Source organism: Burkholderia sp. RS01 (assembly GCF_039748055.1).
Classification (GTDB): domain Bacteria; phylum Actinomycetota; class Actinomycetes; order Actinomycetales; family Micrococcaceae; genus Arthrobacter.
In genome coordinates, this window is record NZ_JBDLAK010000038.1 from 1 (window position 1) to 20,801 (window position 20,801).

The following is a 20,801-nucleotide window of genomic DNA, read 5'->3' on the forward strand; positions in this document are numbered from 1 at the left end:
CCCGCCTCTTGGTGGCGGAACAGACCGTGGCCCGGCAACCCACGAACCTCTTTGAACCCGAGGTTCCAGTCCTACATCAGGGACCGGCCCGCCACACTTCATATCGTCTAGGCGAGCCCTTCAGTCAGGTCCAGCGCCGATATAAAGTACGAGCCCGGGCCCAAACGCAGACCGGCCACGCGAACTGTAGGCTCGAAATGCCGCCTCAGCTTAGGACGCCAGCGAGGCACCCTGCCCTTGACGAATGGGACGAATGGGATGGATGGGCCGGGCCGATGTCCGGCCCATCCGCGGAGGTTAGGGCAGCCGGACCGGCTTGAGTTCGTCGAAGCGGTCGCCGGGGCCCGGGTTCTCCGGATTGGTCTTGCCGCCCAGCTGCGTCATGACGCCCCAGACGGCGTTCAGGCCCGTGGTCACCGCGCCGTCGGCCCAGCCGCCGGTCCAGGAGATGCCGTCTCCGGCCAGGTAGATCCCGCGGTGGGCCGAGTCCATTCCCTCCTGCATGAAGTGCGTGTAAAGCCTCTCCTGGTAGCGGTAGTGCCCGGGGAGGTTGTCGCTGAAGGCGCCCATGAAGTTGGGGTCGTCCTCCCAGGAGACCGTGGTGGGGTCACCGATGATGTGCGAGGCGATGTCCACGGTGGGGTAGATCTGCTTGAGGGAATGCAGCATGAGCCGGACGCGTTCGTCTGCGTCCAGCGGCAGCCATTTCAGGGCGTCGTCGTTCCAGGTGTACGACAGGCAGATCAGGGCGGGCTGGTCCGGGCCGTTGTCCAGCAGGTAAGTGCCGCGGGTGAGCCGGTCGGTGAGTGTGGTGCTCATGACCTGGCGGCCGGTCTGCGGGTCGATGTCCTTCCAGAACGGCCTGTCGACCACCACGAACGTCTTGGAGGACTGCATGTAGTGGCTGCGCTCGATGGCCGTCCACAGTTTGTGGCTGAAGAGCGATTCGTCGACGTCGATGCGCGCCGAGAGCAGCCAGCTCTGGCACGTCGCAATGACGGCCGGGTACTGCCGTGACTGTCCCCACTTGTCGGTGACGGCGATGGGTCCCTGGCTGGCGGTCGGGCTGCCGACCGGTCCGCCATCGCCGCCGGGAACACGCCGGATGGAGGCGACGCCGGGCCGCGGGTGGCCGCCGTGAAGGGACGCGAGGCTGGTGCCTTCCGGCCAGTGAGCCAGGCCGGACGGGGCGTGGTTCCAGAGGCGTTCCGGCAGGAGCTGGGCGCCGCCGATGATCCGGTGCTGGTCCGCATCGGCATCCACGTACACGACGCGGAGGATCTCCAGGATGCTGTCCGGGAAGTTGGTGTCCCATCCGCCCGTGCCGAACCCGACCTGGCCGAAGGCCTCCCGGTATTCGAACGGTAGCGACGAGAACGCCTTTGACGTGGCGAGGTAGCCTGAGAAGGAGACGTCGTCGAAGCGTGGAACCAGCTCGTTCCAGAGCTTCTTGATCGTGGCAAGGTCCCTGGTGCGGATGGCTTCCTGCATGGCGCTGAAGTGGGCGCGTTCCTCCAGACAGTCGTCCCAGGCGTTGGAGACGTCCCGGAAGAAGCCAGGAAGATCGTCTAGCGTCTCGGCGTAGTGGGCCTGGCCGCCCAGTTCGATGACCGTGCTGCCGGCGGCGGGGGTCAGCGGGTTGGGGAACGGCTGCGTTTCGATGCCGACGAGATCCGCGTAGTGGAAGAAAGAGGCGCCGGTCTTCGGGAAGCGCATCCCGCCCAGGTCCGCCACCGGGCCGGACTGGCCCGGCTGGGTGCCTCCGCGAAGGCGCCCGCCGATCCGGGAGGACTCGTACACAACAGGCTTGAGGCCCATCTTCATGAGCTCGTAGGCTGCGACGAGTCCCGACATGCCGGCGCCCACCACGGCTACTTCGGTGCCGTACATGTCGGCCGGGACGGAGCCGATCCCCGCTTCATGGGTGATGTAGTCGTCGTAGGGGAACGGGAAATCGGGGCTGAGCATGCTCAGTTTTGCAGTCGGCGTGCTGGTGGCTGCGATGGTCACGGAGGTCCTTACTGGGGGTGGGCGCTGGCTGCGCTGGGGATGAACGGGGAACTGGGAATGAACGGGGAAAGGTAGTCGGTGTCCAGTCGGGCTTGGCGAAGGGTGGACACCGCGATGTCCGCGACGATGAGCGCGGGGTCGTCTGCGGCGGCCGCGAGGCGCCGTCCGTACGGATCGGCGATGGTGCTGAGGCCGGCGAAGTGCGGGCCGGCGTGGTTGGCGTACGCAATGAACAGCTGGTTTTCCAGGGCGCGGGTGGGAACCACCATCGACGGAATCAGCCGGGTGTCGAAGGGGTGGGCGTCTGTCTGGCCGCCTTCACGCAGGGGGACTGCTGTCGGGATGCAGAGCAGTTCCGCTCCCGCGAGGGCCGCGGCACGGGCAAACTCGGGAAACTCGATGTCGAAGCAGATGCCGAGGGCAACGTTGATTCCGTTGAAACGGACGACGGCGGGCGGCGCCTCCCCGGCGTCGAAGGCGTCCTTTTCCACGGCCCCGAAAAGGTGCTGCTTGCGGTAGCGGGTCAGTTCGGTGCCGTCGCGGTCGAAGAAGGACGCCGAAATGTAGTGCCGGTCGCGGTCGTGTTCGACCGTGGAGCCGACGATCGCCAGGCAGGTGGACGCCGCGATCTCGGCGAGCTGCCGGCGCTGGGCCGTCCCGTCTGTGCTGTGGACCAGGCTCGGCGCGTACCCGCTGACGAACAGTTCGGGGGTCACGAGGAGGTCTGCACCCTGTGCCTTTGCTTCCTGGGCGCGGACGGCAATCCTGTTCAGGTTCTGCTGCGGTGAGTTGACCAGGCCGGTGGCCTGCAGGACTGCCACCTTGATCCGGCCGGTCACTTGGTGCCCTCCGGCTGGCTGCCCACCGGCTGGGTGCCGGGCCCGGGGGAGGCGGCACCGTCGAGGTCGCCGTTGCACAGCCGTTCCACCACGCGGGTCAGCATGTCCACGCCGGCGCTGGCGTCGGCGTCGTTCGTGTACTCACGCTCGTTGTGGGAGATGCCGTCCACGCTGGGGACGAACAGCATGACGGTGGGGACGACGTCCTTCATGTTGATGGAGTCGTGTCCGGCGAGGGTGAACACCTGGCGGTGGCTGAGGCCCAGTTCGGCGGCGCATTCGGCGGCCAGGGCCACGCCCGCGGGCTGGTAGGGGTTGATGCCCCAGGCATGGGACTCGGCGACGTCGATGCTGACATTGGCCTCCGTCTCAATGGCGGCGATGCCGGCGCGGAGCAGGGCCTTGGCGGAGGCCAGGATGTCCTCGTCGGCGGTCCGCAGGTCCATCACGAGCTCCACCCGGGACGGCACCACCACTGGCGAGTTCGGGTAGACGGTCAGCTGGCCCACGGAGGTGTGCAGCACGGCGCCGCTGAAGTGGTCCGCGATTTCGCGCAGCAGCACCACCAGCCGGGATGCCCCGAGCAGCGCGTCCTTGCGGTCGGCGATGACGGTTGAACCGGTGTGCGCCTGTTCGCCGTGGACGGTTACGGTGTATTTCGCGGCGGCCCAGCAGGCGTGGACCAGGCCGATCGTGGTGCCGGAGTCCTCCATCGAACGGCCCTGTTCGATGTGGATCTCGGCGTAGGCGGCTGCCGTGGGACCGAAGCCGCTGCCGAGGTGTCCGATGTCGGCCAGCGCTTCGCGCACGCTGGTGCCGGTGGTGTCCGTGACGGACAGGGCGACGTCGGCCGGGAGCTTTCCGGTGTAGACGGAACTTCCCATCATGGACGGGGCGAAGCGGCAGCCTTCCTCGTTGAACCAGTCAACGACGGCGAGGTTGTACTTGGGAGCGGCGGGCCGTGTGCCGCCGTCGGGCGATTCGGAGGCTGCCCGGTCCGCCAGCCGGCGGCCGGCGTGCAGCGCAGCGGCGACGCCGTAGGCGCCGTCGTACTTTCCGGCGGTCGGCTGGCTGTCCAGGTGCGAGCCCACAAGGACGTAGGGTGCGCCGGGGTTCCATTCGATCAGCGCGAAGAGGTTGCCAATCCTGTCCGTCTCGGAGCGGAACCCGTACTGGGATGCGAGGGAGGTGAACCAGGCACGTGCCTGGGCGTCCGCCGGAGTGGCGGCCTGGCGGTCCACGCCGTGGCCGGGTGTCTCGCCGATGGCCGAGAGGCTGCGGAAGTCGCGGAGGAACGACGCGGCGTCAGCTGCCGCTCCCTGGCGGGGGTCGCCGGAGTTGCCGGTCAGGGCGGGATTGGTCAGATCTGTGGCGGGATGCGTTGCTGCGGCAGTCATGGTGTGTGCTCCTCGTTGGTGAACCGCGTGGATGAAAGCTGGGATGCTTGGGCTGGCACCGGGATGGCACCGGTCAGCGGATGGGTACCGGCGAGCTCGTTGACGCGTTTGCGCACCGAGTACCAGCCGACGATCAGTGCCGGGATGATGATCGCCAGGGAGGCGACCGTGTAGGTTCCGACCGGAAAATCAAAGAGCATCAGGACCAGCACCGCGGCCAGGAAGGCCAGCGTGAGGTAGGAGGTCCAGGGCGCACCGAAGAGCCGGAAGGCGGGCCGGGCCATGAGCCCAGCCGTGGACAGTTTGTACAGCTTGAGCTGGCACAAAATGATGGTGGCCCACGTGCAGAGGATGGCCAGGGCAGTGGCGTTGATGGTGATTTCGAAGGCCATCTTTGGAACCACCGCGTTGAGTCCAACCCCGAGGAGGGTGAACGCAGCGGTGAAGAGGATTCCGCCGTAGGGGACACCGCCGCGGCTCATGCGTTCCATGAACCGGGGAGCTGTCCCGGTCTGGGCCATGGAGCGGTAGATCCGTCCGGTGGAGTAGAGCCCGGCGTTGAGGCTGGAGAGCGCGGCGGTGAGGACTACGAAGTTCATCACGTCGCCGGCACCGGGCACGCCGATGCTGGCGAAGAAGGTAACGAAAGGGGACTCGCCGGACTTATAGGAGCTGTAGGGAAGCAGCATCGCCAGCAGGGCGGTGGAGCCCACGTAGAAGATGGCGATCCGGAAGATGACCGCATTGACCGCCTTTGGCATGATCTTGCGGGGGTCCTTGGTTTCGCCGGCGGCGACGCCGATCATGTCGATGCCGGCGTAGGCGAACACAATGCCCTGCACAATGATCACGGCGGGCAGGAGCCCGTTGGGCAGCAGGCCGCCGTAGTCGGTGATCAGGGAGAGCCCGGGCTGATGCCCTGCGACCGGGAAGTTGCCGGCGAGGAAGATGCCGCCCACCAGGAGGAACGCCACGAGGGCGCCCACCTTGATGATGGCGAACCAGAATTCCAGCTCACCGAACAGCTTCACGGAGATGAGGTTGACGCCGGTGACCACGAGTAGGGCCGCCAGCGCGAGGATCCATTGCGGAACGCTGCTGAAGGCGGTCCAGTAGTTCAGATAGACCGCGACGGCGGTGATGTCCACAATCGCTGTCAGCCCCCAGGACAGCGAGTACACCCACCCGGAGATGTAGGCGGCCTTTTCGCCGTAGAACTCCCGTGCATAAGAGACGAAGGAGCCTGATGACGGGCGGTGCAGGACCAGTTCGCCGAGGGCGCGGAGGATAAAGAAGGCGAAAACTCCGCAGATCGCGTAGACAACGGGGAGTACGGGCCCGGCTGAGGCCAGGCGTCCGCCGGCGCCCAGGAAGAGGCCCGTGCCGATGGCGCCGCCGATGCCGATCATTTGGACCTGGCGGTTGGAAAGGCCCTTCTTGTAGCCGGATTGCTCGTCGGGGCGGACAGCCGTTGTCCGCTCCTCGACTGGATCAATGGTGGTCATGGAAACTCCTGGCCGGTGAAAGTGTGGGAGCTGCCACAGGAGCAGCTGACTTCGATCGTCCCAAGGCGGAGGGTGATTGCCCATGACAGGGCAACCTCCAAACGAGGCCAAAAATTGTACGAACGTACATGCCCCCTCGTGCGCGGGTCGGCGATGATAGAAGGAGGGCCATCGAGAGGTATGACATGACGGAAGATGAACAGTGGCAGGCTCTGGTCGATGCTGTCGGCAGGCAGCTTCCCAGCCTCGTCGAAAATTTCCTGACCCGAATTCTTCCCGATCCCGCCTACGCCGATTCAGGCCTAACGCTGGAGGACCTGCGTGGCAGCAGCCTGAGCTCTTTCGCGGCCATGCTCTCGGCCCTCGGCGGACATGCCCCGGATATCGACGCACTGTCGGTTTTCGCTTCCGAACTTGGCGCGCGAAGAGCACGTCAGGGCGTCCCGCTGGACAGCCTGGTCCGGGCGATTCGGCTCGACTTTTCCGTACTGTGGGACGCTTTGTCCGCACCGGGATTGGGCGCAGACCCTTCGTTGTTGGTGAGGAAGGCAGAAATCGTGTGGGCGACAGTCGACCGCTTTGCGGCCTGCGTCCAAGAGAAATATCTCGCGAAGTTGGGCGAAATCGAAGGGGCGGATGCCGACCTGCAGCAGCAGTACCTGACACAACTGCTGGCGCCTGCCGAACCGTCAGCCGCGGACCTTTCCCGAATAGCGGGTGCCTTGCGTATCGATGCGAACGAGGCACTTCTGGTGGCAGCCATTGACAGGAACGACAGCCTGACCATCAAAAGGCGGCTACGGGCGCGCCCACCCCGTGACCTGCCGGTGTTCACATACGATCAAGGCCATCACACTCTGGTCATCCGGCCCCGGACGGCATCCTCGGACGAGAGGCTAAGTTTCCAGGAGGCCGTCCTATTCGACGATGTGGCAGTCGCACTGGCACCGCACGCCAAAGGGATAGCAGGAGTGCGCACAGCGGTCAGCGCTGCCCGGGAAATCATGAGGGACCTGCCCATGGGCAGCAAGGGAGTCTTCACGCTAAGGGACCGCTGGCTATCAATCACAGCACACCGACTATCTCAGGTGGGCTGCCACCCGGGACGCCTGATTTACGCGGCGCTGGACCGGTGCAGTGACAGCGAGCGGGAACGTCTTCTCGAGGCGGCGCGCACCTTCCTGGAGCTCGGGAGCCTGGTAGCAACTGCAGACCGGCTAGCCTGCCACCGGAACACAGTGGTCAACAGACTCGCGTCCTTCGAAGGCTACACGGGCCTGGATCTCCAAAAACCACGAGACAGCGCGCTGGCGCTGCTTGCAATCGGAGGAGGCTAGGTCGCGGCTTCGACCTTAGCCTCCACCGGAGTCGCGCGTCCGGGCAGGGAAAACGGCACATGCAATTTGTACGCGAGGAGGGTCGGGAAGACCGACCCTCCTACTCGATCCGGTTGCGGCTCTCTAATCTAAGTCAGGTCGCGGCAATGGTCTTTTCCGCCATCTTTCTGACCGCAGCGATGGTTGATTCAACCGCTTTGAGGTAGTCGGCTTTCATCCCTTCTGCGTAGGCCTCTTCCTCCGTTGACCCAGGCTCCACGGTGGAGACGACGAGGGCAAAACTGAACCGGAGCCGTAGGTCGTCGTCGTCACCCTCGATCTCGTTGGCTATCGTGCCGAGTACGTCGCCAGCGATCCGCGTAAAGACCACGCGGCTTGGCTCCTGCAGGGTGATCCGCTCGGTGTACGCCTGGTCGCGCAGCACGATCTCTCGATCGAACACAGTGTCGCTGATTCGGTCGATGACCGTACAGCTGCTCATGGATGACACGAAGGGCAGAGCGTTATTGGCCTTCATGACGAGGCCAGCCCACAGCTGGTCTTTGGTAATCGAAACGCCGTCACCGTTAACGGGCAGAACATGGGAAACGAAAATCATGGATGGATTCCTTTCGGGTGTGTTTCACGTTCTGGGTGAAGGGACGGTATGCGTCGCACTTGCCGTCCGCAAAGATGCTTGGCTCACAGAGTGGAACGGGCATCGGGCCGGGACATAGCAGGTCGTCATGATGATGCTGCGCCTTCCTGCTCTGTGGCCCGTGGTGACTGCAGCGCCATGAACCAGGCTATGCCGACGATGACATGCATTAATCCGAGGACGGCTCCGGTAGGGACGTCCTCGGACGACGCCATGGGACTGGCCGCCGTCAGAACGCCGGAGACAAGGCCTGTCCACGCCGCGAAGCCGCGGAAGCCGGGTCTGCGGCGTGCGATGAACCAGGTCACCGCGCCAGCGACCGCCATCGGCACAAGCGTCGCGATGACCGTAAGTAGCGCCGGTATCTCCTGAGCGGTGGGCGCGGTGACGGCCATTGATGCACCGGATGCCGACCCGATCCCGTACGTGATGAGGTTCAGGACCGCAGCCGAGCCTGCGGCGATCGCGAACCGGGATGGACGGAACGGCCGCGGTGTGGGAGTGGTTTTGGTGGTGCTCATGTGTTTGCCTTTGCGCCGGTGACGAGGGCGAGCTCGTCCAAGGTCGGATAGTCGAGGTAGCCGGTGGCGGCGCCGCCGTAGAAGCTTGAGCGATCGGGGGTGTTGAACGGGCCGCCGGCGGCGAGCCGTGTGGGCAGGTCGGGGTTGGCCAGGAACAGCGCACCGAAGGAGACGAGGTCTGTCGTGCCGTCTTCAATCAGGGCCAGGGCCTCAGGGCCGGTGGGTTCGGGACTGGTGTTCGGGTTTAGGACCAGGGTGCTGGGCCAGGATGCGCGGAGGGTGTTGGTTAGTTCGCGGTCGGCGGATTCCATGATGTGCAAGTAGGCGAGGCCAAGAGGGGCCAGTTCAGCGACTAGGGCACCATAGGTCGCCTCGAGGTCGGCATCGTCCTGGATGTCGTTGAAAGTGGCGCCGGGTGAGATCCGGAATCCGACCCTGTCCGCGCCGATCGCCGCTGCAACGGCGGAAGCGACCGAGATGGCGAAACGGATGCGTCCTTCAACGTTGCCGCCCCAGCTATCTGTGCGGACGTTAGAGTTCGGAGCCAGGAACTGGTGGATGAGGTACCCGTTGGCGCCGTGGATCTCGACACCGTCGAAGCCGGCGTCGATGGCGTTGCGAGCCGCGTCGGCGAAGTCCGAAATCGTCTGAGTGATCTCGTCTTCGGAGAGTTCGCGGGGCTCGACGAACGCCTGCATCCCTTCGTAGGTGTAGACCTGTCCGGCGGCCGTCACGGCCGACGGGCCAACGGGATGCAGTCCCTCCGGAAGAAGGCTGGGGTGGCCTACTCGGCCGGTGTGCATCAACTGCGCATAGATCACCCCGCCGTTCTGGTGCACTGCCGCCGTCACTGGCTTCCAGGATTCGACCTGGTCAGCCGAGTGGAGTCCTGGGGTATTGGTGTAGCCCTGACCGACGACGGAGGGCTGTATACCTTCGCTGATGATGAGCCCGGCCTCCGCACGCTGGGCATAGTAGGTCGCCATCAGCTCCGTTGCCGTTCCATGGGGTGCGGTCGCACGGCTGCGTGTCATCGGGGCCATCGCGATGCGGTTCGTGAGGGGCGTGTCGCCCAGTTCGTAGGTCTCGAAGGCGGTCGTCATGGTTGTTGTCCTAAGTGTTCGCGGCTCGGTCACCGGAGTCGATGACATCATTGAGCATGGCACATACTTGTTCGAACAGTAAAGTTCGTCAGAGCTGGGGAATGTGGGTGATGAAACCCACAAGTAGTCTGATTGCGCTCGAGTTTCAAGGGGGCTAGGGTATTAATTGTCCGAACAGTAAAGAAGAGGTGTGGGCGTGCAAGAGTGTCCGAGCAATCCCGACGAATCGTCGTCGATGGGGAGCGTACCCGTTCCTGTATCAGCCGCTGGCGGCCCGATCAGTCACGCTATTTTCCGGGTGGCGCGCCTGCATCGGATGCTGGCGGGACAGTTGCTCCGGGAAGTCGGACTCCATCCCGCTCAGGAACTCGTGATGATGCAGCTTTGGGATAGGGGGGCTCAGCGTCAGACTGATCTCGTCAGGTTCTTGGGGTCGGACGCCGCGACCATGACGCGCACCGTCCGCCGCCTTGAGAACGCGGGCTTCGTCCGGCGCCGCCCGTGCACCCAAGACAAACGCGTCACCATCGTCGAGCCCACCGCTGCCAGCCTCGCGCTACGCACTCAGGTGGAGTCCATCTGGGCCCAACTCGAAGAATGTACGACCGGCGAACTAAGCACAGAGCAGCAGTCGGACTTCCTTGCCCTGCTTGCGCAGACCGAAAAGAACTTGGTCGTCAGCGCCCCGGTCGTCGGTATTGACGCCGCGGTTCCCTGAGTGCAACCTGGCGCGTTCGCCGGGATCTAGTCCATCTGAGCTCGACGCCCTGCTGCCACCTGCTCCCGGACACCCTGGCAGTCAGCCTCGCCGCCGCGCTCACCGAATACGTAAACCAACGCCGAAAGAACTGGAGAACTAATGCAGCACGAGGGTAAGGCGCTTGCCGCCGATGAAACCGACGGACACCACCAGCGCACACCGGGGATCGCCTCTGTGCATGTCCGTGCTCTAATCACCTGGTCCGCGATTTTCCCCCTGATCCTAATAGGAATGACCGTCGAGGGGCTTGTCATCCAGGCTTGGCACCCGGTTTTAAGGACCCTCATACTGACGCTCGTAGTCGTGCCCTTGTCGGTCTACTTCGTGGTACCGAGGCTGCTGCTCTTGCACAGTCGCCTCAGCCATGCCGCCCACCGGCGACGCAACCAGCGGGCGGATCGCCGCGCGGCACATGCCGGATAGTGTGACGACCTCAGTCGACTCCGCCTGAACGTGGACGGCCCTCAACCGACGCGCTCCATGACGACGATGAGGCCCGGGCATTCCGTGGCGCATTGACTCTCACCGGCTGTAACGAAACAAGATCTGGTGCACTCGAATCCATCGATTGTCGCACCCCGCAAATGGAAAGTTAGGAATAATCATGACTGAATCTCTTGCTGGCAAAGTTGCCATTGTCACCGGCGGCGGCGGCGGAATCGGCCGAGAGACCGCCCGTGTGCTCGCCGAAAAGGGTGCACGGGTCGTCGTCGCAGACCTCTCGGAGGAGGCTGGACGGGAGACACTTGAGGTGATGGGGGCCGGTGAAGATGCGATCTTTGTCCGTGCCAACGTCGCAGACCTCGACTCGATGACCGCACTCGTCCGCACCACCGTTGACCGCTTCGGCAGCCTGGACATTGCGCACAACAATGCCGGGATCGAATTCAGCGGACCGGACCTTGCAGACGTGACTGTCGAGCAATTCAACAAAATCATTACCGTCAACCTCACCGGCGTCTTCATCAGCATGAAGGTCGAGATCCCCCAGATGCTTGCCCAGGGTGGCGGATCCATCATCAACACGGCCTCTTCGCTCGGCCAGGCAGCGATTGCGCACCAATCCGCCTATGTCACGTCGAAGCATGGCGTGATCGGACTGACCAGGGCCGCCGCCGTCGAATACTCTGACCGCGGCGTCCGGGTGAATGCCATTCTGCCCGGCGTGATCCAGACCCCCATGATCGATGCACTTGAAGAGACCCACCCCGGCTTCAAGGACGCACTGTTGGCCAAGCACCCGATCGGCCGGCTCGGTGCGCCGCGGGACATTGCAGAGGCTGTCGCCTGGCTCGGTTCGGATGCCGCCTCGTTCGCCACGGGGTCGTTGTTCAACATCGACGGCGGCTACCTCGCCATCTAGCGCCTCGGCCCCGCCCGGCAACCAAAAGTGAACCAAGGGAGAACCACCGTGACCACTCAAGCCAGCCCTCAACCAGCAGCCAAGACAGTCCTGCTCATCGGTGCGACTGGATCGCTTGGAGGCATGATCGCGCGGGAGCTCCTTGCTCAAGGCGCCAATCTCCGACTGCTGGTTCGTTCCAGCAGCCGCTCCAAGGTCGATGCCGAAATCGCGGCCAAGTCTGAGGTTGTTGATAACGGACCGGGCATCTTCGACGGCGTGCACACGGTGGTATCCGCCGTTCAGGGTGGGACTGGCACGATCGTCGAAGCCCAGCTGGGATGGCTGCGAGCTGCCCGGGAAGCAGGCGTAAGGCGCTTCATCGCTTCCGACTACAGCATGAACCTTTTCGGACTCGACGACGGTGACAACATCCATTCGGACTTTCGCCGCGAATTCGCACGGCGGGCCGAAGCCGAACGGGGCGATGTCGAGCTCGTCCATCTGCTCAACGGCGCATTCCTGGACCGGGGTGTGCTTTTCGGTTTCCTCGGAGCATTCGATCTCGACAAGGGCGAGGCTTACCTATGGGGGGACGGCGAGGTGAAGATGGAATTCACCACCTTCGCCGATACGGCCTCCTACGCCGCCGCGGCGGCCCTGGACGACCGAACCGTGCCGGAAAGGCTCTATGTTGCCGGCAATGTGCTTACCTTCGATGAACTGGTGGCCGCAGCCGAAGCCGGACTCGGTCGCGGCATCACGGTCAAGAGGCTCGGCACACTAGCTGACATGGATGCCGAGATCGTCCGGCGCCAAGCCGACGGTCGAGGCGGATTCTCCGCCGTGCCTTTGATGTACTGGCGTGCCATGCTCAGCGGCAAGGGCAAACTCGGGCCGCTCATGAACGATCGCTATCCATGGGTTCAACCGACCAGCGTCCGAGACTACACTGCAGCGATGGCGGCGGGCACAGCCTGATCGGCTGCAGCGATCCGGTTGGCGGTATGGCGATCCCAGCGCTGTACGTAAGACGGCCGGTCGATCGGGACTTTATCGTGGGCACCATCGACAACATCTTGTTGCCGCGGCCTAACCCAGCCTTCAGAACCTCATGGACCGTCCGACTTCGAACGCCCACCCCGCCCGGGGCGGCGGCGTGCCCGTCCATTCGGCGCGTATCCCAGCAGGGTCACTTAGTCTGCAAACGGAAACGACTTGATGCATTTTTGCGTGACCCCCCAGCGGGCCGCAGACCAGCGCACATTGACAGGAGCGGCAGCCGCCGCGCAACACCAAAGGGGGCTCGAGCATGAGCCGCGTACTCATCATCGGCGGCTCAGGTCGCACAGGCCGCCTTATCGCCGACGAGGCGAAGCGTCTCGGCCACGTTGTCACCATCACGGCGCGAGATCCACGCCGCCTCACGGATGAAGGAACCGATCCAAAGGGCATCGGACTGGTCCGCGCCGACGTCCACGATCCCGCATCCGTCCTCGCCGCAGTGAAGAACACTGAGGCTGTGATCGTCGCCGTGAGCAGTTCCGCCCGCGGATCAGGCTCCGTCTACTCCGATGCCGCCCGGGCTGTGATCGGAGCAGTAGCACCCGGAGCACGCGTACTCGTGGTCTCCTCGGGCGGCGTGGCCCGCGACGACAAGGGCCTCCCGCTGTGGTTCCGGTGGATCCTCATCCCTCTGTTCATGAACGATCTCTATACGGACATGAAGGTCATGGAAGACATGTTCCGGGCCACCGAGTTGGACTGGACGATAGTGCGCGCCTCATACCTGAAAGACGGACCAGGCGGGGGCGACATCCGCATCTCCGACGGGTCGAACCCTCGCGGAGGCTGGAAGCTGAGCCGTCATGACCTGGCAGTGTTCGTCGCGGCGCAGCTCAACACCGAGGAGTGGTCCCGACGGCTGCCCACCCTGGCCCAGTGACTGGGGCATCTGCTGCATCCGCACGGACCCGCCTCGTGGAGCGTGTAGGCGCTTACGTGGCGCTCACCAAACCACGGATCATCGAGCTTCTCCTCGTGACGACGGTGCCGGGCATGATCCTGGCAGCGGGCGGCTGGCCGACCTGGCCCGTCATCGTGACCACACTGGTAGGCGGGGCATGCGCGGCAGCCGCGGCGAGCGTCCTCAACTGCATCTACGACCGAGACATCGACGCGATAATGGCGCGCACGCAGTCCCGCCCACTTGTCAGCGGTGCTGTGTCCGTCCACGCCGCACGGATATTCGCCGGCATCCTGACCGTGCTCAGCGTCGCCCTGCTGGCGATAGGCACGACGCTTCTCGCGGCGGCGATGGCGGCAGCTTCGATTGCGTGGTACGGGTTCCTCTACACCCGGGTCCTTAAACGGCGCACCCGGCACAGCACGCTCCTTGGAGGCTTCCCAGGCGCAGCTCCTGTGCTCATCGGCTATGCCGCGGTCGCCGGTAACGTGTCGATGGCGGCGGTCGTGTTATTTTCCGTCGTGTTCTGCTGGCAGTTGCCGCATTTCTGGTCGCTCGCGACGAAGTACCGGGAGGACTACGCCCAGGCGGGGGTCCCCATGCTCCCTGTACTCGAGCCCATCCGGAGTGTCGCCCTCTGCAGCGTGCTCTGGACGTACGCAACCGTGGCGGTCTCCCTCCTGCTGCCGCTTGCCAATGACCGGATCGGTGTCTGCTACCTTACCGTGTCCGGCCTCGCGGGACTCTGGTTTCTCGTCCAAGCCCATCAGTTCTTCCAACGTGCACGTCGCAGCCCAACTGATCCCCGTCCGATGCTGCTGTTCCACACGAGCGTCGCCTACATGTGCCTTCTTCCGATCGGGCTGGTAGTCGACATCCTCCTGTGACAAGCGGTTGCAGGTCTGGTCATGTTGGGCAGTGGAGCCTTAGCAGGAGACGCCAGAGCTGTTGGTCGGCTTATCACGATCAAGACCTGAGCGCTTGCCGCAGAACCTACGGCGTTTTCATGGCGGCCAGAAAGCTTGCGCCTGAGTCACGACCTATGTCAACGTGCAGTCCGCGGTTCTTCACCCTGGAAAACGCTGCCGTCACAATAGGGGTATGGTTCTGTCGCCGCGCGGTTGGGTCCAATGCTGGCAACCTTCGCGGGCATGTTACCGGCGTGGCGAACACGCCCGATACTCGTTTCGGGTTTTACGTGATCCGGGCATCCGGGCATCCCTGAAGGGCTGACGTACGAAGACTCCTACGGTGTGCGCCTCTTTGAAGATGACGCCGCCTGGACGCGCTACTTAGACCCCGCGCTGCCGCATTCGATTGACATGTGGCCAGGGCGAACCCAGCGCCCGAGCACCCAGTTCCAAGCCGGCCACCGCAACGCATGGCAGGTGGCCTGAAGCCACTCATCGAAGTCACCGCCTCCAACGGACGAGCGCCCGACCAGCTCTGAACGCTTCTCGGCCAGGGCGGGGCTCACGGTCGGCATCCTCACAGCAGCCAGTCCCATGGCATCATCCGCAGATACTCCGACTAGGGCTGCCCTCGGCATCATGCAGGCGGTGGTCGGCACCGCCTGGTTCGTGGCGCTGCGGCGACCGGTCACGAAGTCCTAGCCCAACCAACCGGGATTCCGGGATTGCTCCCCAGGCTCTTTCATTGATCGGGCGGACGTCGTTGTTCATAGCTCCCGGGTCAAGGCGCCTGGCAGCGCTTGCGAAGCACATCCATGACCGGCGGAGCACCGGAAAGGACCGTGCCCGACGTAGTCGATCTGCCTACCCCGAATGGACAAGGTGTCCGCCGAACTGTTGGAGGCAGCCCGGACTATTTCTCTAGAACTGGGGCTGTTCTCCGATAACGTCGGCTGACCTCGCGAACGTCGAAGGAGAGGACCGGGTCCTCTCCTTCGGCGTTGCGCTGCCTAGGTCAGCTGAACCGCACCTCAAGGGTCTTCTGCCCTGTGAAGGTCGCGGTGACGGTGTCACCTTGGCCAATGGGTACAGCCGCCGTCACTGAACCGGACATGACGACAGCGCCTGCCTCGAGGGTCTGGCCCAGCGCGCCCAGGGTGTTGGCCACCCAGAGCAGGCCGTTAAGCGGATGGCCCAGCACGGCCGCGCCGGTGCCCTCGCCCACCACCTTGCCGTTGACGGAGAGAGTCACAGCAGTGGCAGCCAGATCCTGAGAGTCGATCCTGATGTGTTCGCTGCCGAGGACCAAGGCCCCGGAAGAGGCGTTATCGGCGATCGTGTCGGCGAGTTTGATGCGCCAGTCGGCGATCCGCGAGTCGATGATCTCCAGAGAGGTCACCGCATAGTCCACCGCGTCACGGACGTCGTCGAGCGTGAGTCCGGGCCCGCGGAGGTCGCTCTTGAGCACGAAGGATATCTCCGGCTCGATCTTAGGGCTGATGAACCGCTCGAGGCTGACCGGTCGGGACGGGTCCAGGACCATGTCGTCGAGTAAGCGGCCGAAGTCGGGCTGGTCGACGCCAAGTTGCTTCTGCATGGCGAGCGAGGTCAGTCCCACCTTGTAGCCCACAACTGTCCGCCCGGCATTCTTCCACGCCGCTACCTGGTGTTCTTGGACGGCGTAGGCCTGTTCGAGGGTGAGATCTGGGTGGGTCCCGGTCAGCGGTGGAATCGGCTGCCGGGACGTGTAAGCGGTCAGCAGGGCGTCTCCCAGGGCTTCGATCGAAATTGCGGGAGTAGTGGTGGGGGTTTCGGTCATGGCTATGCCGCCTTGGTGTTGAGTAGGTCGAGTGCCACGTCGACGATCATGTCCTCCTGGCCACCGACCATCTTGCGCCGTCCCAGTTCCATCAGAATATCCATGGTGGGAATCCCATATTTTTCCGAGGCACGCTCGGCATGCAGGAGGAAGCTGGAGTAGACGCCAGCGTAGCCGAGACTGAGCGTTTCCCGGTCCACCTGGACCGGGCGCACTTGCAGCGGCCGCACTATGTCATCGGCTGCGTTCATCAGCGCGAACAGGTCTGTGCCGTGGTTCCAGCCCAGCTTGTCCGCAACGGCGATGAAGACTTCGAGCGGGGCGTTGCCCGCCCCGGCGCCCATCCCGGTCAGGCTCGCGTCGACGCGGTTCGCGCCGGCCTTCACCGCGGCCACCGAATTCGCGACGCCAAGGGAGAGGTTGTGGTGGGCGTGGATGCCGACCTCGGTGCCGGCGTCGAGCACGTCGCGCAGTGCGTTGACGCGGTCGGTGATGTCGTCCATGGTCTGCGCGCCGCTGGAGTCGACGACGTAGACGCACTGGGCGCCGTAGCTTTCCATGAGCTTGGCCTGTTTCCCGAGTTCGGCCGGGGTCGTCATGGCGCTCATCATGAGGAAGCCAGCAGTGTTCAAGCCGAGCTCCCTGGCCGTCTCGATATGCTGCCCCGAGACATCCGCCTCGGTGCAGTGGGTCGCCACGCGAACGTAACTGACGCCCGCGGAGACAGCGCGCTTGAGGTCGCGGATTGTTCCGACGCCGGGCAGCAGCAGCGTTGCGATGGCGATGTCCCCGGCCACTTCGGCCGCGGCCTCGATGAGGCGCACATCTGAGTGGGCTGAGAAGCCAAAGTTGACGCTGGAACCGTTGAGGCCGTCGCCGTGCGCGACCTCCACGCTGTCGACTCGGGCAGCTTCGAGCGCCTGGACGATGTCGCGCACGTTCTGCGCACTGTACTGGTGGCCAACGGCATGGCTGCCGTCGCGAAGGGTGACGTCGGAGATGAAGAGCTTGTCATTCGTGGGATCGAACATGGTTTATGCCACCTCCAGTGCGCGCGCATGGCGGGCCATTGTTTCTGCCGTCCGCAGGGCGGCCGAGGTCATGATGTCCAGGTTGCCAGCGTATGCCGGCAGATAGTGGGCAGCGCCCTCGACTTCGAGGAATACGCTGGTCTTCAGGCCCGTGAATTCTCCAATGCCCGGCACTACGACCGGAATTGTGATGTCATCGAACTGCACGCGCTGCTTGAGCCGGTAGCCCGGTACATACGCGTTGACTTTCTCCACCATTGCATCAATAGCTGCCTCGATCCCCGCACGATCGCCGGCACGGGTCAGGGTAAAGACGGTGTCACGCATCATTAGCGGCGGCTCGGCCGGATTCAGGATTATCAGGGCCTTGCTGGCTTCGGCCCCGCCGACACTCTGGAGGGCGGCGGCTGTTGTATCGGTAAACTCGTCGATGTTGGCCCGCGTCCCCGGGCCGGCCGACTTGCTGCTGATCGACGCGACGATCTCGGCATAGGCCACGGGCACCACGCTGGAGACGGCTGCGACGATCGGGATAGTGGCCTGGCCGCCGCAGGTGACCATGTTGACGTTGGCGGCGTCGAGGTTCTGTTCGAGATTCACGACGGGCACGCAGTACGGCCCGATGGCGGCAGGGGTGAGATCGATCAGGCGGAGGCCCGGCTTGGCTGCCAGCAAAACTTCCGCATTGTGCACGTGCGCCTTTGCCGAAGTGGCGTCGAAAACAAAATCGATGGTCTCGAACTCGGTGGACTCGATCAGTCCCTGCACTCCGGTCGCGATCGCAGTGACGCCTAGGCGCTTCGCCCGTGCGAGTCCGTCCGAGGCAGGGTCGATACCCACCATAGCGGTGACTTTCAGGGTGCCGTCGCCACGGAGGATCTTGATCATCAGGTCTGTTCCGATGTTGCCGGACCCGATAATTGCGGCATGCAGGGAACGAGATTCTTCTCGCTGAGGCAAGGGGCGCCCCTTTCATAGGTGTCAGGTGGTGGTGCGCTGAGTGTCAAAACGATCCTCCGACGCCTTTGTTCGAAATTTCGGATGGTGTTTTCCTCGCGAACTCCAGTGAGCCGGGAAGGTTTGACGTAATTGCATTCTGGATGGCTGCACACGCATACTCCAAGCATGTGTCCCGCTGAACGGAACGGTGGCGAATCGATGATCGGCCGGGTGGCGGCGATCTTCGACGCCTGCGGACCGGCCGGCGACGTCCTGGGAATCTCCGAGATCGCCCGCAGGGCCGGCTTGGCCAAGTCGACTGTGTCGCGGATTGTGCAGGAGTTGGCGACGTATAAGTTCCTCGAGCGCAGCGGTTCAGAACTGCAGCTGGGGCTCCGGCTGTTCGAATTGGGTGAATCGGCCAGCAGGCCGTGAGACCTTCGCAAGATCGCTCTTGCGTCCATGGCAGACCTTTCGCGCAGCTGTTCGAGGTAGCCCACGCCACCGCCACGGGCGGCGTGGTCCCAATGACGAAATCCCTGGCTGCCGAAGGCACGGATAGTGGAATTCGGGTTAACGCCATTTCCCGTTGCGTCGTCAGGGCCAGCCCCACTGCGTCATCCCAGGTACTGCAGCCATATCGTTTGCTCTGGCGTGATCCGTTAGACGGGGTGTTGAGCGAGCAAACTGCGTTGATCCACAGTAACGGGCGAGCACGGCCTTTGGTCGTGAAAACACCACGTGCGCCTATCTTTGTTTGGCTCTGGTACCCACCGCCATTGCCAAGGACTCCTGTATGGCCAGAGCCTCGGTTTCGGTGGACACGTCCTGCATGACTGTAAGAGCTGTACGTGATAAGTGCTTTGCCATCAGACTTCCTGCGGCGGCAGGGTCGTTCCCCTCGACTGCCGCCAAGATTCGTTCGTGTTCCTGCTGCCCAGCCTCGAACGATTGGGGGTGCCAAAGTTGGAAAAGCCGCAGGTACCGTTCACTTCGTTCCGCGAAGGAATCGATGGTCCTTCGAAGTGGTTCTGTTACCCGGGCCATGCACAGGCTGTGGAAGCGGCGATGGCTTTCCATCCAAGCCCTCATGTTCTGGGTCCTTTGTGCTTGTTCCATGGAGTTCAGGCATTCTCGCGCGAGCCGGGACTCGTCGGCGGTGAGGGTTCCAGCGCTCATGCGGCAACCAAGGCTCTCCAGGGCTATCCTGGCGGCATAGAGCTGATCGAGTTCCCGGGCGTCAAGGCCCTTGACCCGGGCCCTTTGGTTTAGGTCAGCCTCGATCAGGCCTTCCTCTTGAAGCATTCGGAACGCTTCGCGCATTGGTGTCCGGCTTACGTTGAATGTCCTGGCCAGTTCGGCCTGCTTGAGGACGGCCCCTGGCGGGAGGACGCTATCGATGATTAGGCGCCGCAGGTGAGTGTGCAGCTCCATGCTGGTTGTCCGAGGAGAGCTAAATACCGGGCGTGGGAGGCTCTCCAGTACATTCTGTTCGGTCACTCTATGTGCTCCTCGCTGTTGGGATCTAAGTTCACCCGAACTACATGTACTTCTGCGACGATAGCGGTAACTGGGGTTCCCCTTCGAGAACGGCCGTAGGAGCCTACCCCTAAAGGCTGTTCGGCCGAGGGCGCAAAGCAGGACATGTCTTTCTGTATAGACTACTTCAAAGTGTAGACACTTAGAATTAAAGCGGGTACATTTCGTGTGTGGATCAGAAGTTGGACGGCAGAGAGCGCGAAGATAAACCCGCGGCATCAAGAGCAGCGGACGTGCTTTTGCCGCACCCCTCAACCGCGTCCGTGCATGTCAGGGCGTTCATCACTTGGGTTGCAATATTTCCGTTGGTCGCTATCGGCATTGAAGCGTTGGCGGTGTTTGCTCCACCGTGGCCCCCGTTCCTTCGCGCCTTCGTTCTCACGAGTGTGGTCGTTCCGATAGCTGTCTATTTTGTCGTGCCGTGTCTTCTGCTGCTTGAGAGGCGCCTCAGCGGAGCTGTCCGCGCGGCGGGGGCCCGGCGCCGGTCCGGTCCCCGCACTACCGACCGAAAGTCGCGAGATGCGTGAACTTCCATGGTCAAGTCCGAGGAGAATCCGCAGGTGTTTCGCCCGGCTTTCCGCTGTACATGGACCGACTCTGCGTGGCACGTTCCATGCGCCATAGGGAAGGCGACATGAAATCACGCCGTTGCAACGAATGGAACCTTCTCATCGGAGCCTTCGTCGAGATACGGAAGGGCCAGGAATTCGTGAGGGCCGGGTTCGTAGATCACGCCATGCCCGACTCATCTGCTCTATGGCTGGCTGCCAGCGGACCCCACACAAGAACGCTGCTCGAAAAATCTGAAGGATATGAGGTGTGGGTCCAGCCCACGGAGCTCGACGGCGTGCTCCGCTATCGGATGACGGCATCCAGGCTGCGCGTTGAATAGGTGACACCTCCTGGCATATGACCTGTTTCTTCATTCGTCTGCAGGGTATCCATGCCTCCCGGAACGGTTACGCTCTCCGGCTCGTTGTGCCAATGCCCCGGAGACTGCGGAAGCGGGTCTCCGCGCTCTGCTTCCGCAGAAAAGCTCGGCCGGGTTTCCGGTCGGGCTTTTTTGTTGGGGTTTTAGGTTGTTGTTGCGGGGTGGGTGGGGCCTGGGGGTATTTCTTTGGGGCGGTTGGCGGCGAATTCGTGCC

Annotated in this window: 19 protein-coding genes; 8 read left to right on the forward strand and 11 right to left on the reverse strand. The window is 63.6% G+C overall.

Annotation, left to right across the window (positions count from 1 at the left end; all coding sequences use genetic code 11):
* Positions 1 to 297 precede the first annotated feature (297 nt).
* Genes ABFP37_RS21845 through ABFP37_RS21860 form a run of 4 tightly spaced genes read right to left on the reverse strand, consistent with a single transcriptional unit; the run spans position 298 to position 5,751 of the window.
* Entirely contained in the window at positions 298 to 2,010 is a 1,713-nt protein-coding gene (locus ABFP37_RS21845) for an NAD(P)/FAD-dependent oxidoreductase (RefSeq protein WP_347034937.1), read from the reverse strand.
* A gap of 8 nt (positions 2,011 to 2,018) precedes the next feature.
* Positions 2,019 to 2,849 (reverse strand): nitrilase-related carbon-nitrogen hydrolase, encoded by an 831-nt coding sequence (locus ABFP37_RS21850; protein ID WP_347034938.1) that lies wholly within the window; start codon positions 2,847 to 2,849, stop codon positions 2,019 to 2,021.
* Entirely contained in the window at positions 2,846 to 4,246 is a 1,401-nt protein-coding gene (locus ABFP37_RS21855; RefSeq protein ID WP_347034939.1) for a M20 family metallo-hydrolase, read from the reverse strand. The genes ABFP37_RS21850 and ABFP37_RS21855 overlap by 4 nt, the downstream gene beginning before the upstream one ends.
* Positions 4,243 to 5,751: an amino acid permease gene (locus ABFP37_RS21860; RefSeq protein ID WP_347034940.1), complete on the reverse strand. Its 1,509-nt coding sequence runs from the start codon at positions 5,749 to 5,751 to the stop codon at positions 4,243 to 4,245. Before ABFP37_RS21860 ends, ABFP37_RS21855 begins: the two co-directional genes overlap by 4 nt.
* Positions 5,752 to 5,936: 185 nt before the next feature.
* Between ABFP37_RS21860 and ABFP37_RS21865 the strand changes: the two genes are divergently transcribed.
* A complete protein-coding gene (locus ABFP37_RS21865; protein ID WP_347034941.1) occupies positions 5,937 to 7,088 on the forward strand; it encodes a helix-turn-helix domain-containing protein in 1,152 nt (383 codons plus the stop codon).
* A gap of 133 nt (positions 7,089 to 7,221) precedes the next feature.
* Here ABFP37_RS21865 and ABFP37_RS21870 read toward each other — a convergent pair whose 3' ends face one another.
* From ABFP37_RS21870 to ABFP37_RS21880, 3 genes are all read right to left on the reverse strand, one after another.
* Entirely contained in the window at positions 7,222 to 7,686 is a 465-nt protein-coding gene (locus ABFP37_RS21870; protein ID WP_347034942.1) for an SRPBCC family protein, read from the reverse strand.
* Between the two features lie 125 nt (positions 7,687 to 7,811).
* Positions 7,812 to 8,246, reverse strand: coding sequence for a DUF6069 family protein (locus ABFP37_RS21875; RefSeq protein WP_347034943.1), 435 nt, complete (start codon positions 8,244 to 8,246; stop codon positions 7,812 to 7,814).
* Entirely contained in the window at positions 8,243 to 9,349 is a 1,107-nt protein-coding gene (locus tag ABFP37_RS21880) for an alkene reductase (protein ID WP_347034944.1), read from the reverse strand. Before ABFP37_RS21880 ends, ABFP37_RS21875 begins: the two co-directional genes overlap by 4 nt.
* A gap of 316 nt (positions 9,350 to 9,665) precedes the next feature.
* On the opposite strand from ABFP37_RS21880, the gene ABFP37_RS21885 reads away from it, so the two are divergent.
* From ABFP37_RS21885 to ABFP37_RS21905, 5 genes are all read left to right on the forward strand, one after another.
* Complete coding sequence (locus ABFP37_RS21885) at positions 9,666 to 10,067, forward strand: MarR family transcriptional regulator (protein ID WP_347034954.1); 402 nt, start codon at positions 9,666 to 9,668, stop codon at positions 10,065 to 10,067.
* 646 nt (positions 10,068 to 10,713) lie between these two features.
* Positions 10,714 to 11,472, forward strand: a complete 759-nt coding sequence (locus tag ABFP37_RS21890; RefSeq protein WP_347034945.1) for a glucose 1-dehydrogenase — start codon at positions 10,714 to 10,716, stop codon at positions 11,470 to 11,472.
* A gap of 48 nt (positions 11,473 to 11,520) precedes the next feature.
* Positions 11,521 to 12,432 (forward strand): NmrA family NAD(P)-binding protein, encoded by a 912-nt coding sequence (locus ABFP37_RS21895; RefSeq protein WP_347034946.1) that lies wholly within the window; start codon positions 11,521 to 11,523, stop codon positions 12,430 to 12,432.
* A gap of 331 nt (positions 12,433 to 12,763) precedes the next feature.
* Positions 12,764 to 13,396: an NAD(P)H-binding protein gene (locus tag ABFP37_RS21900; protein ID WP_347034947.1), complete on the forward strand. Its 633-nt coding sequence runs from the start codon at positions 12,764 to 12,766 to the stop codon at positions 13,394 to 13,396.
* Complete coding sequence (locus ABFP37_RS21905) at positions 13,393 to 14,304, forward strand: heme o synthase (protein ID WP_347034948.1); 912 nt, start codon at positions 13,393 to 13,395, stop codon at positions 14,302 to 14,304. The genes ABFP37_RS21900 and ABFP37_RS21905 overlap by 4 nt, the downstream gene beginning before the upstream one ends.
* A 1,039-nt stretch (positions 14,305 to 15,343) precedes the next feature.
* Here ABFP37_RS21905 and ABFP37_RS21910 read toward each other — a convergent pair.
* From ABFP37_RS21910 to ABFP37_RS21920, 3 genes are read right to left on the reverse strand one after another with little or no spacing between them, the layout of a single operon-like run.
* The gene (locus tag ABFP37_RS21910) at positions 15,344 to 16,147 is read right to left on the reverse strand and encodes a 2-keto-4-pentenoate hydratase (protein WP_347034949.1); all 804 of its coding nucleotides are present in this window, start codon (positions 16,145 to 16,147) and stop codon (positions 15,344 to 15,346) included.
* Between the two features lie 2 nt (positions 16,148 to 16,149).
* The gene (gene dmpG / locus ABFP37_RS21915; RefSeq protein WP_347034950.1) at positions 16,150 to 17,178 is read right to left on the reverse strand and encodes a 4-hydroxy-2-oxovalerate aldolase; all 1,029 of its coding nucleotides are present in this window, start codon (positions 17,176 to 17,178) and stop codon (positions 16,150 to 16,152) included.
* Positions 17,179 to 17,181: 3 nt separating this feature from the next.
* A complete protein-coding gene (locus ABFP37_RS21920; protein ID WP_347034955.1) occupies positions 17,182 to 18,111 on the reverse strand; it encodes an acetaldehyde dehydrogenase (acetylating) in 930 nt (309 codons plus the stop codon).
* Positions 18,112 to 18,303: 192 nt separating this feature from the next.
* Here ABFP37_RS21920 and ABFP37_RS21925 point away from each other — a divergent pair, with 192 nt between their 5' ends.
* Positions 18,304 to 18,552, forward strand: a complete 249-nt coding sequence (locus ABFP37_RS21925; protein WP_347034951.1) for a helix-turn-helix domain-containing protein — start codon at positions 18,304 to 18,306, stop codon at positions 18,550 to 18,552.
* Positions 18,553 to 18,864: 312 nt separating this feature from the next.
* On the opposite strand, the gene ABFP37_RS21930 is transcribed toward ABFP37_RS21925, so the two are convergent.
* The gene (locus ABFP37_RS21930) at positions 18,865 to 19,617 is read right to left on the reverse strand and encodes a GntR family transcriptional regulator (RefSeq protein ID WP_347034952.1); all 753 of its coding nucleotides are present in this window, start codon (positions 19,615 to 19,617) and stop codon (positions 18,865 to 18,867) included.
* A 673-nt stretch (positions 19,618 to 20,290) separates the two neighbouring features.
* Here ABFP37_RS21930 and ABFP37_RS21935 point away from each other — a divergent pair.
* Complete coding sequence (locus ABFP37_RS21935) at positions 20,291 to 20,548, forward strand: hypothetical protein (protein ID WP_347034953.1); 258 nt, start codon at positions 20,291 to 20,293, stop codon at positions 20,546 to 20,548.
* The last annotated feature ends 253 nt before the right edge of the window (positions 20,549 to 20,801 follow it).

What these genes read in the sequence shown, in the direction of transcription:
- ABFP37_RS21870 (WP_347034942.1), bottom strand. Translation starts at nt 7,686, where the DNA reads ATGATTTTCGTTTCCCATGTTCTGCCCGTTAACGGTGACGGCGTTTCG.
- ABFP37_RS21855 (WP_347034939.1), bottom strand. Translation starts at nt 4,246, where the DNA reads ATGACTGCCGCAGCAACGCATCCCGCCACAGATCTGACCAATCCCGCC.
- ABFP37_RS21900 (WP_347034947.1), top strand. Translation starts at nt 12,764, where the DNA reads ATGAGCCGCGTACTCATCATCGGCGGCTCAGGTCGCACAGGCCGCCTT.
- ABFP37_RS21885 (WP_347034954.1), top strand. Translation starts at nt 9,666, where the DNA reads ATGCTGGCGGGACAGTTGCTCCGGGAAGTCGGACTCCATCCCGCTCAG.
- dmpG (WP_347034950.1), bottom strand. Translation starts at nt 17,178, where the DNA reads ATGTTCGATCCCACGAATGACAAGCTCTTCATCTCCGACGTCACCCTT.
- ABFP37_RS21890 (WP_347034945.1), top strand. Translation starts at nt 10,714, where the DNA reads ATGACTGAATCTCTTGCTGGCAAAGTTGCCATTGTCACCGGCGGCGGC.
- ABFP37_RS21935 (WP_347034953.1), top strand. Translation starts at nt 20,291, where the DNA reads ATGAAATCACGCCGTTGCAACGAATGGAACCTTCTCATCGGAGCCTTC.
- ABFP37_RS21925 (WP_347034951.1), top strand. Translation starts at nt 18,304, where the DNA reads ATGTGTCCCGCTGAACGGAACGGTGGCGAATCGATGATCGGCCGGGTG.
- ABFP37_RS21865 (WP_347034941.1), top strand. Translation starts at nt 5,937, where the DNA reads ATGACGGAAGATGAACAGTGGCAGGCTCTGGTCGATGCTGTCGGCAGG.
- ABFP37_RS21910 (WP_347034949.1), bottom strand. Translation starts at nt 16,147, where the DNA reads ATGACCGAAACCCCCACCACTACTCCCGCAATTTCGATCGAAGCCCTG.
- ABFP37_RS21860 (WP_347034940.1), bottom strand. Translation starts at nt 5,751, where the DNA reads ATGACCACCATTGATCCAGTCGAGGAGCGGACAACGGCTGTCCGCCCC.
- ABFP37_RS21875 (WP_347034943.1), bottom strand. Translation starts at nt 8,246, where the DNA reads ATGAGCACCACCAAAACCACTCCCACACCGCGGCCGTTCCGTCCATCC.
- ABFP37_RS21880 (WP_347034944.1), bottom strand. Translation starts at nt 9,349, where the DNA reads ATGACGACCGCCTTCGAGACCTACGAACTGGGCGACACGCCCCTCACG.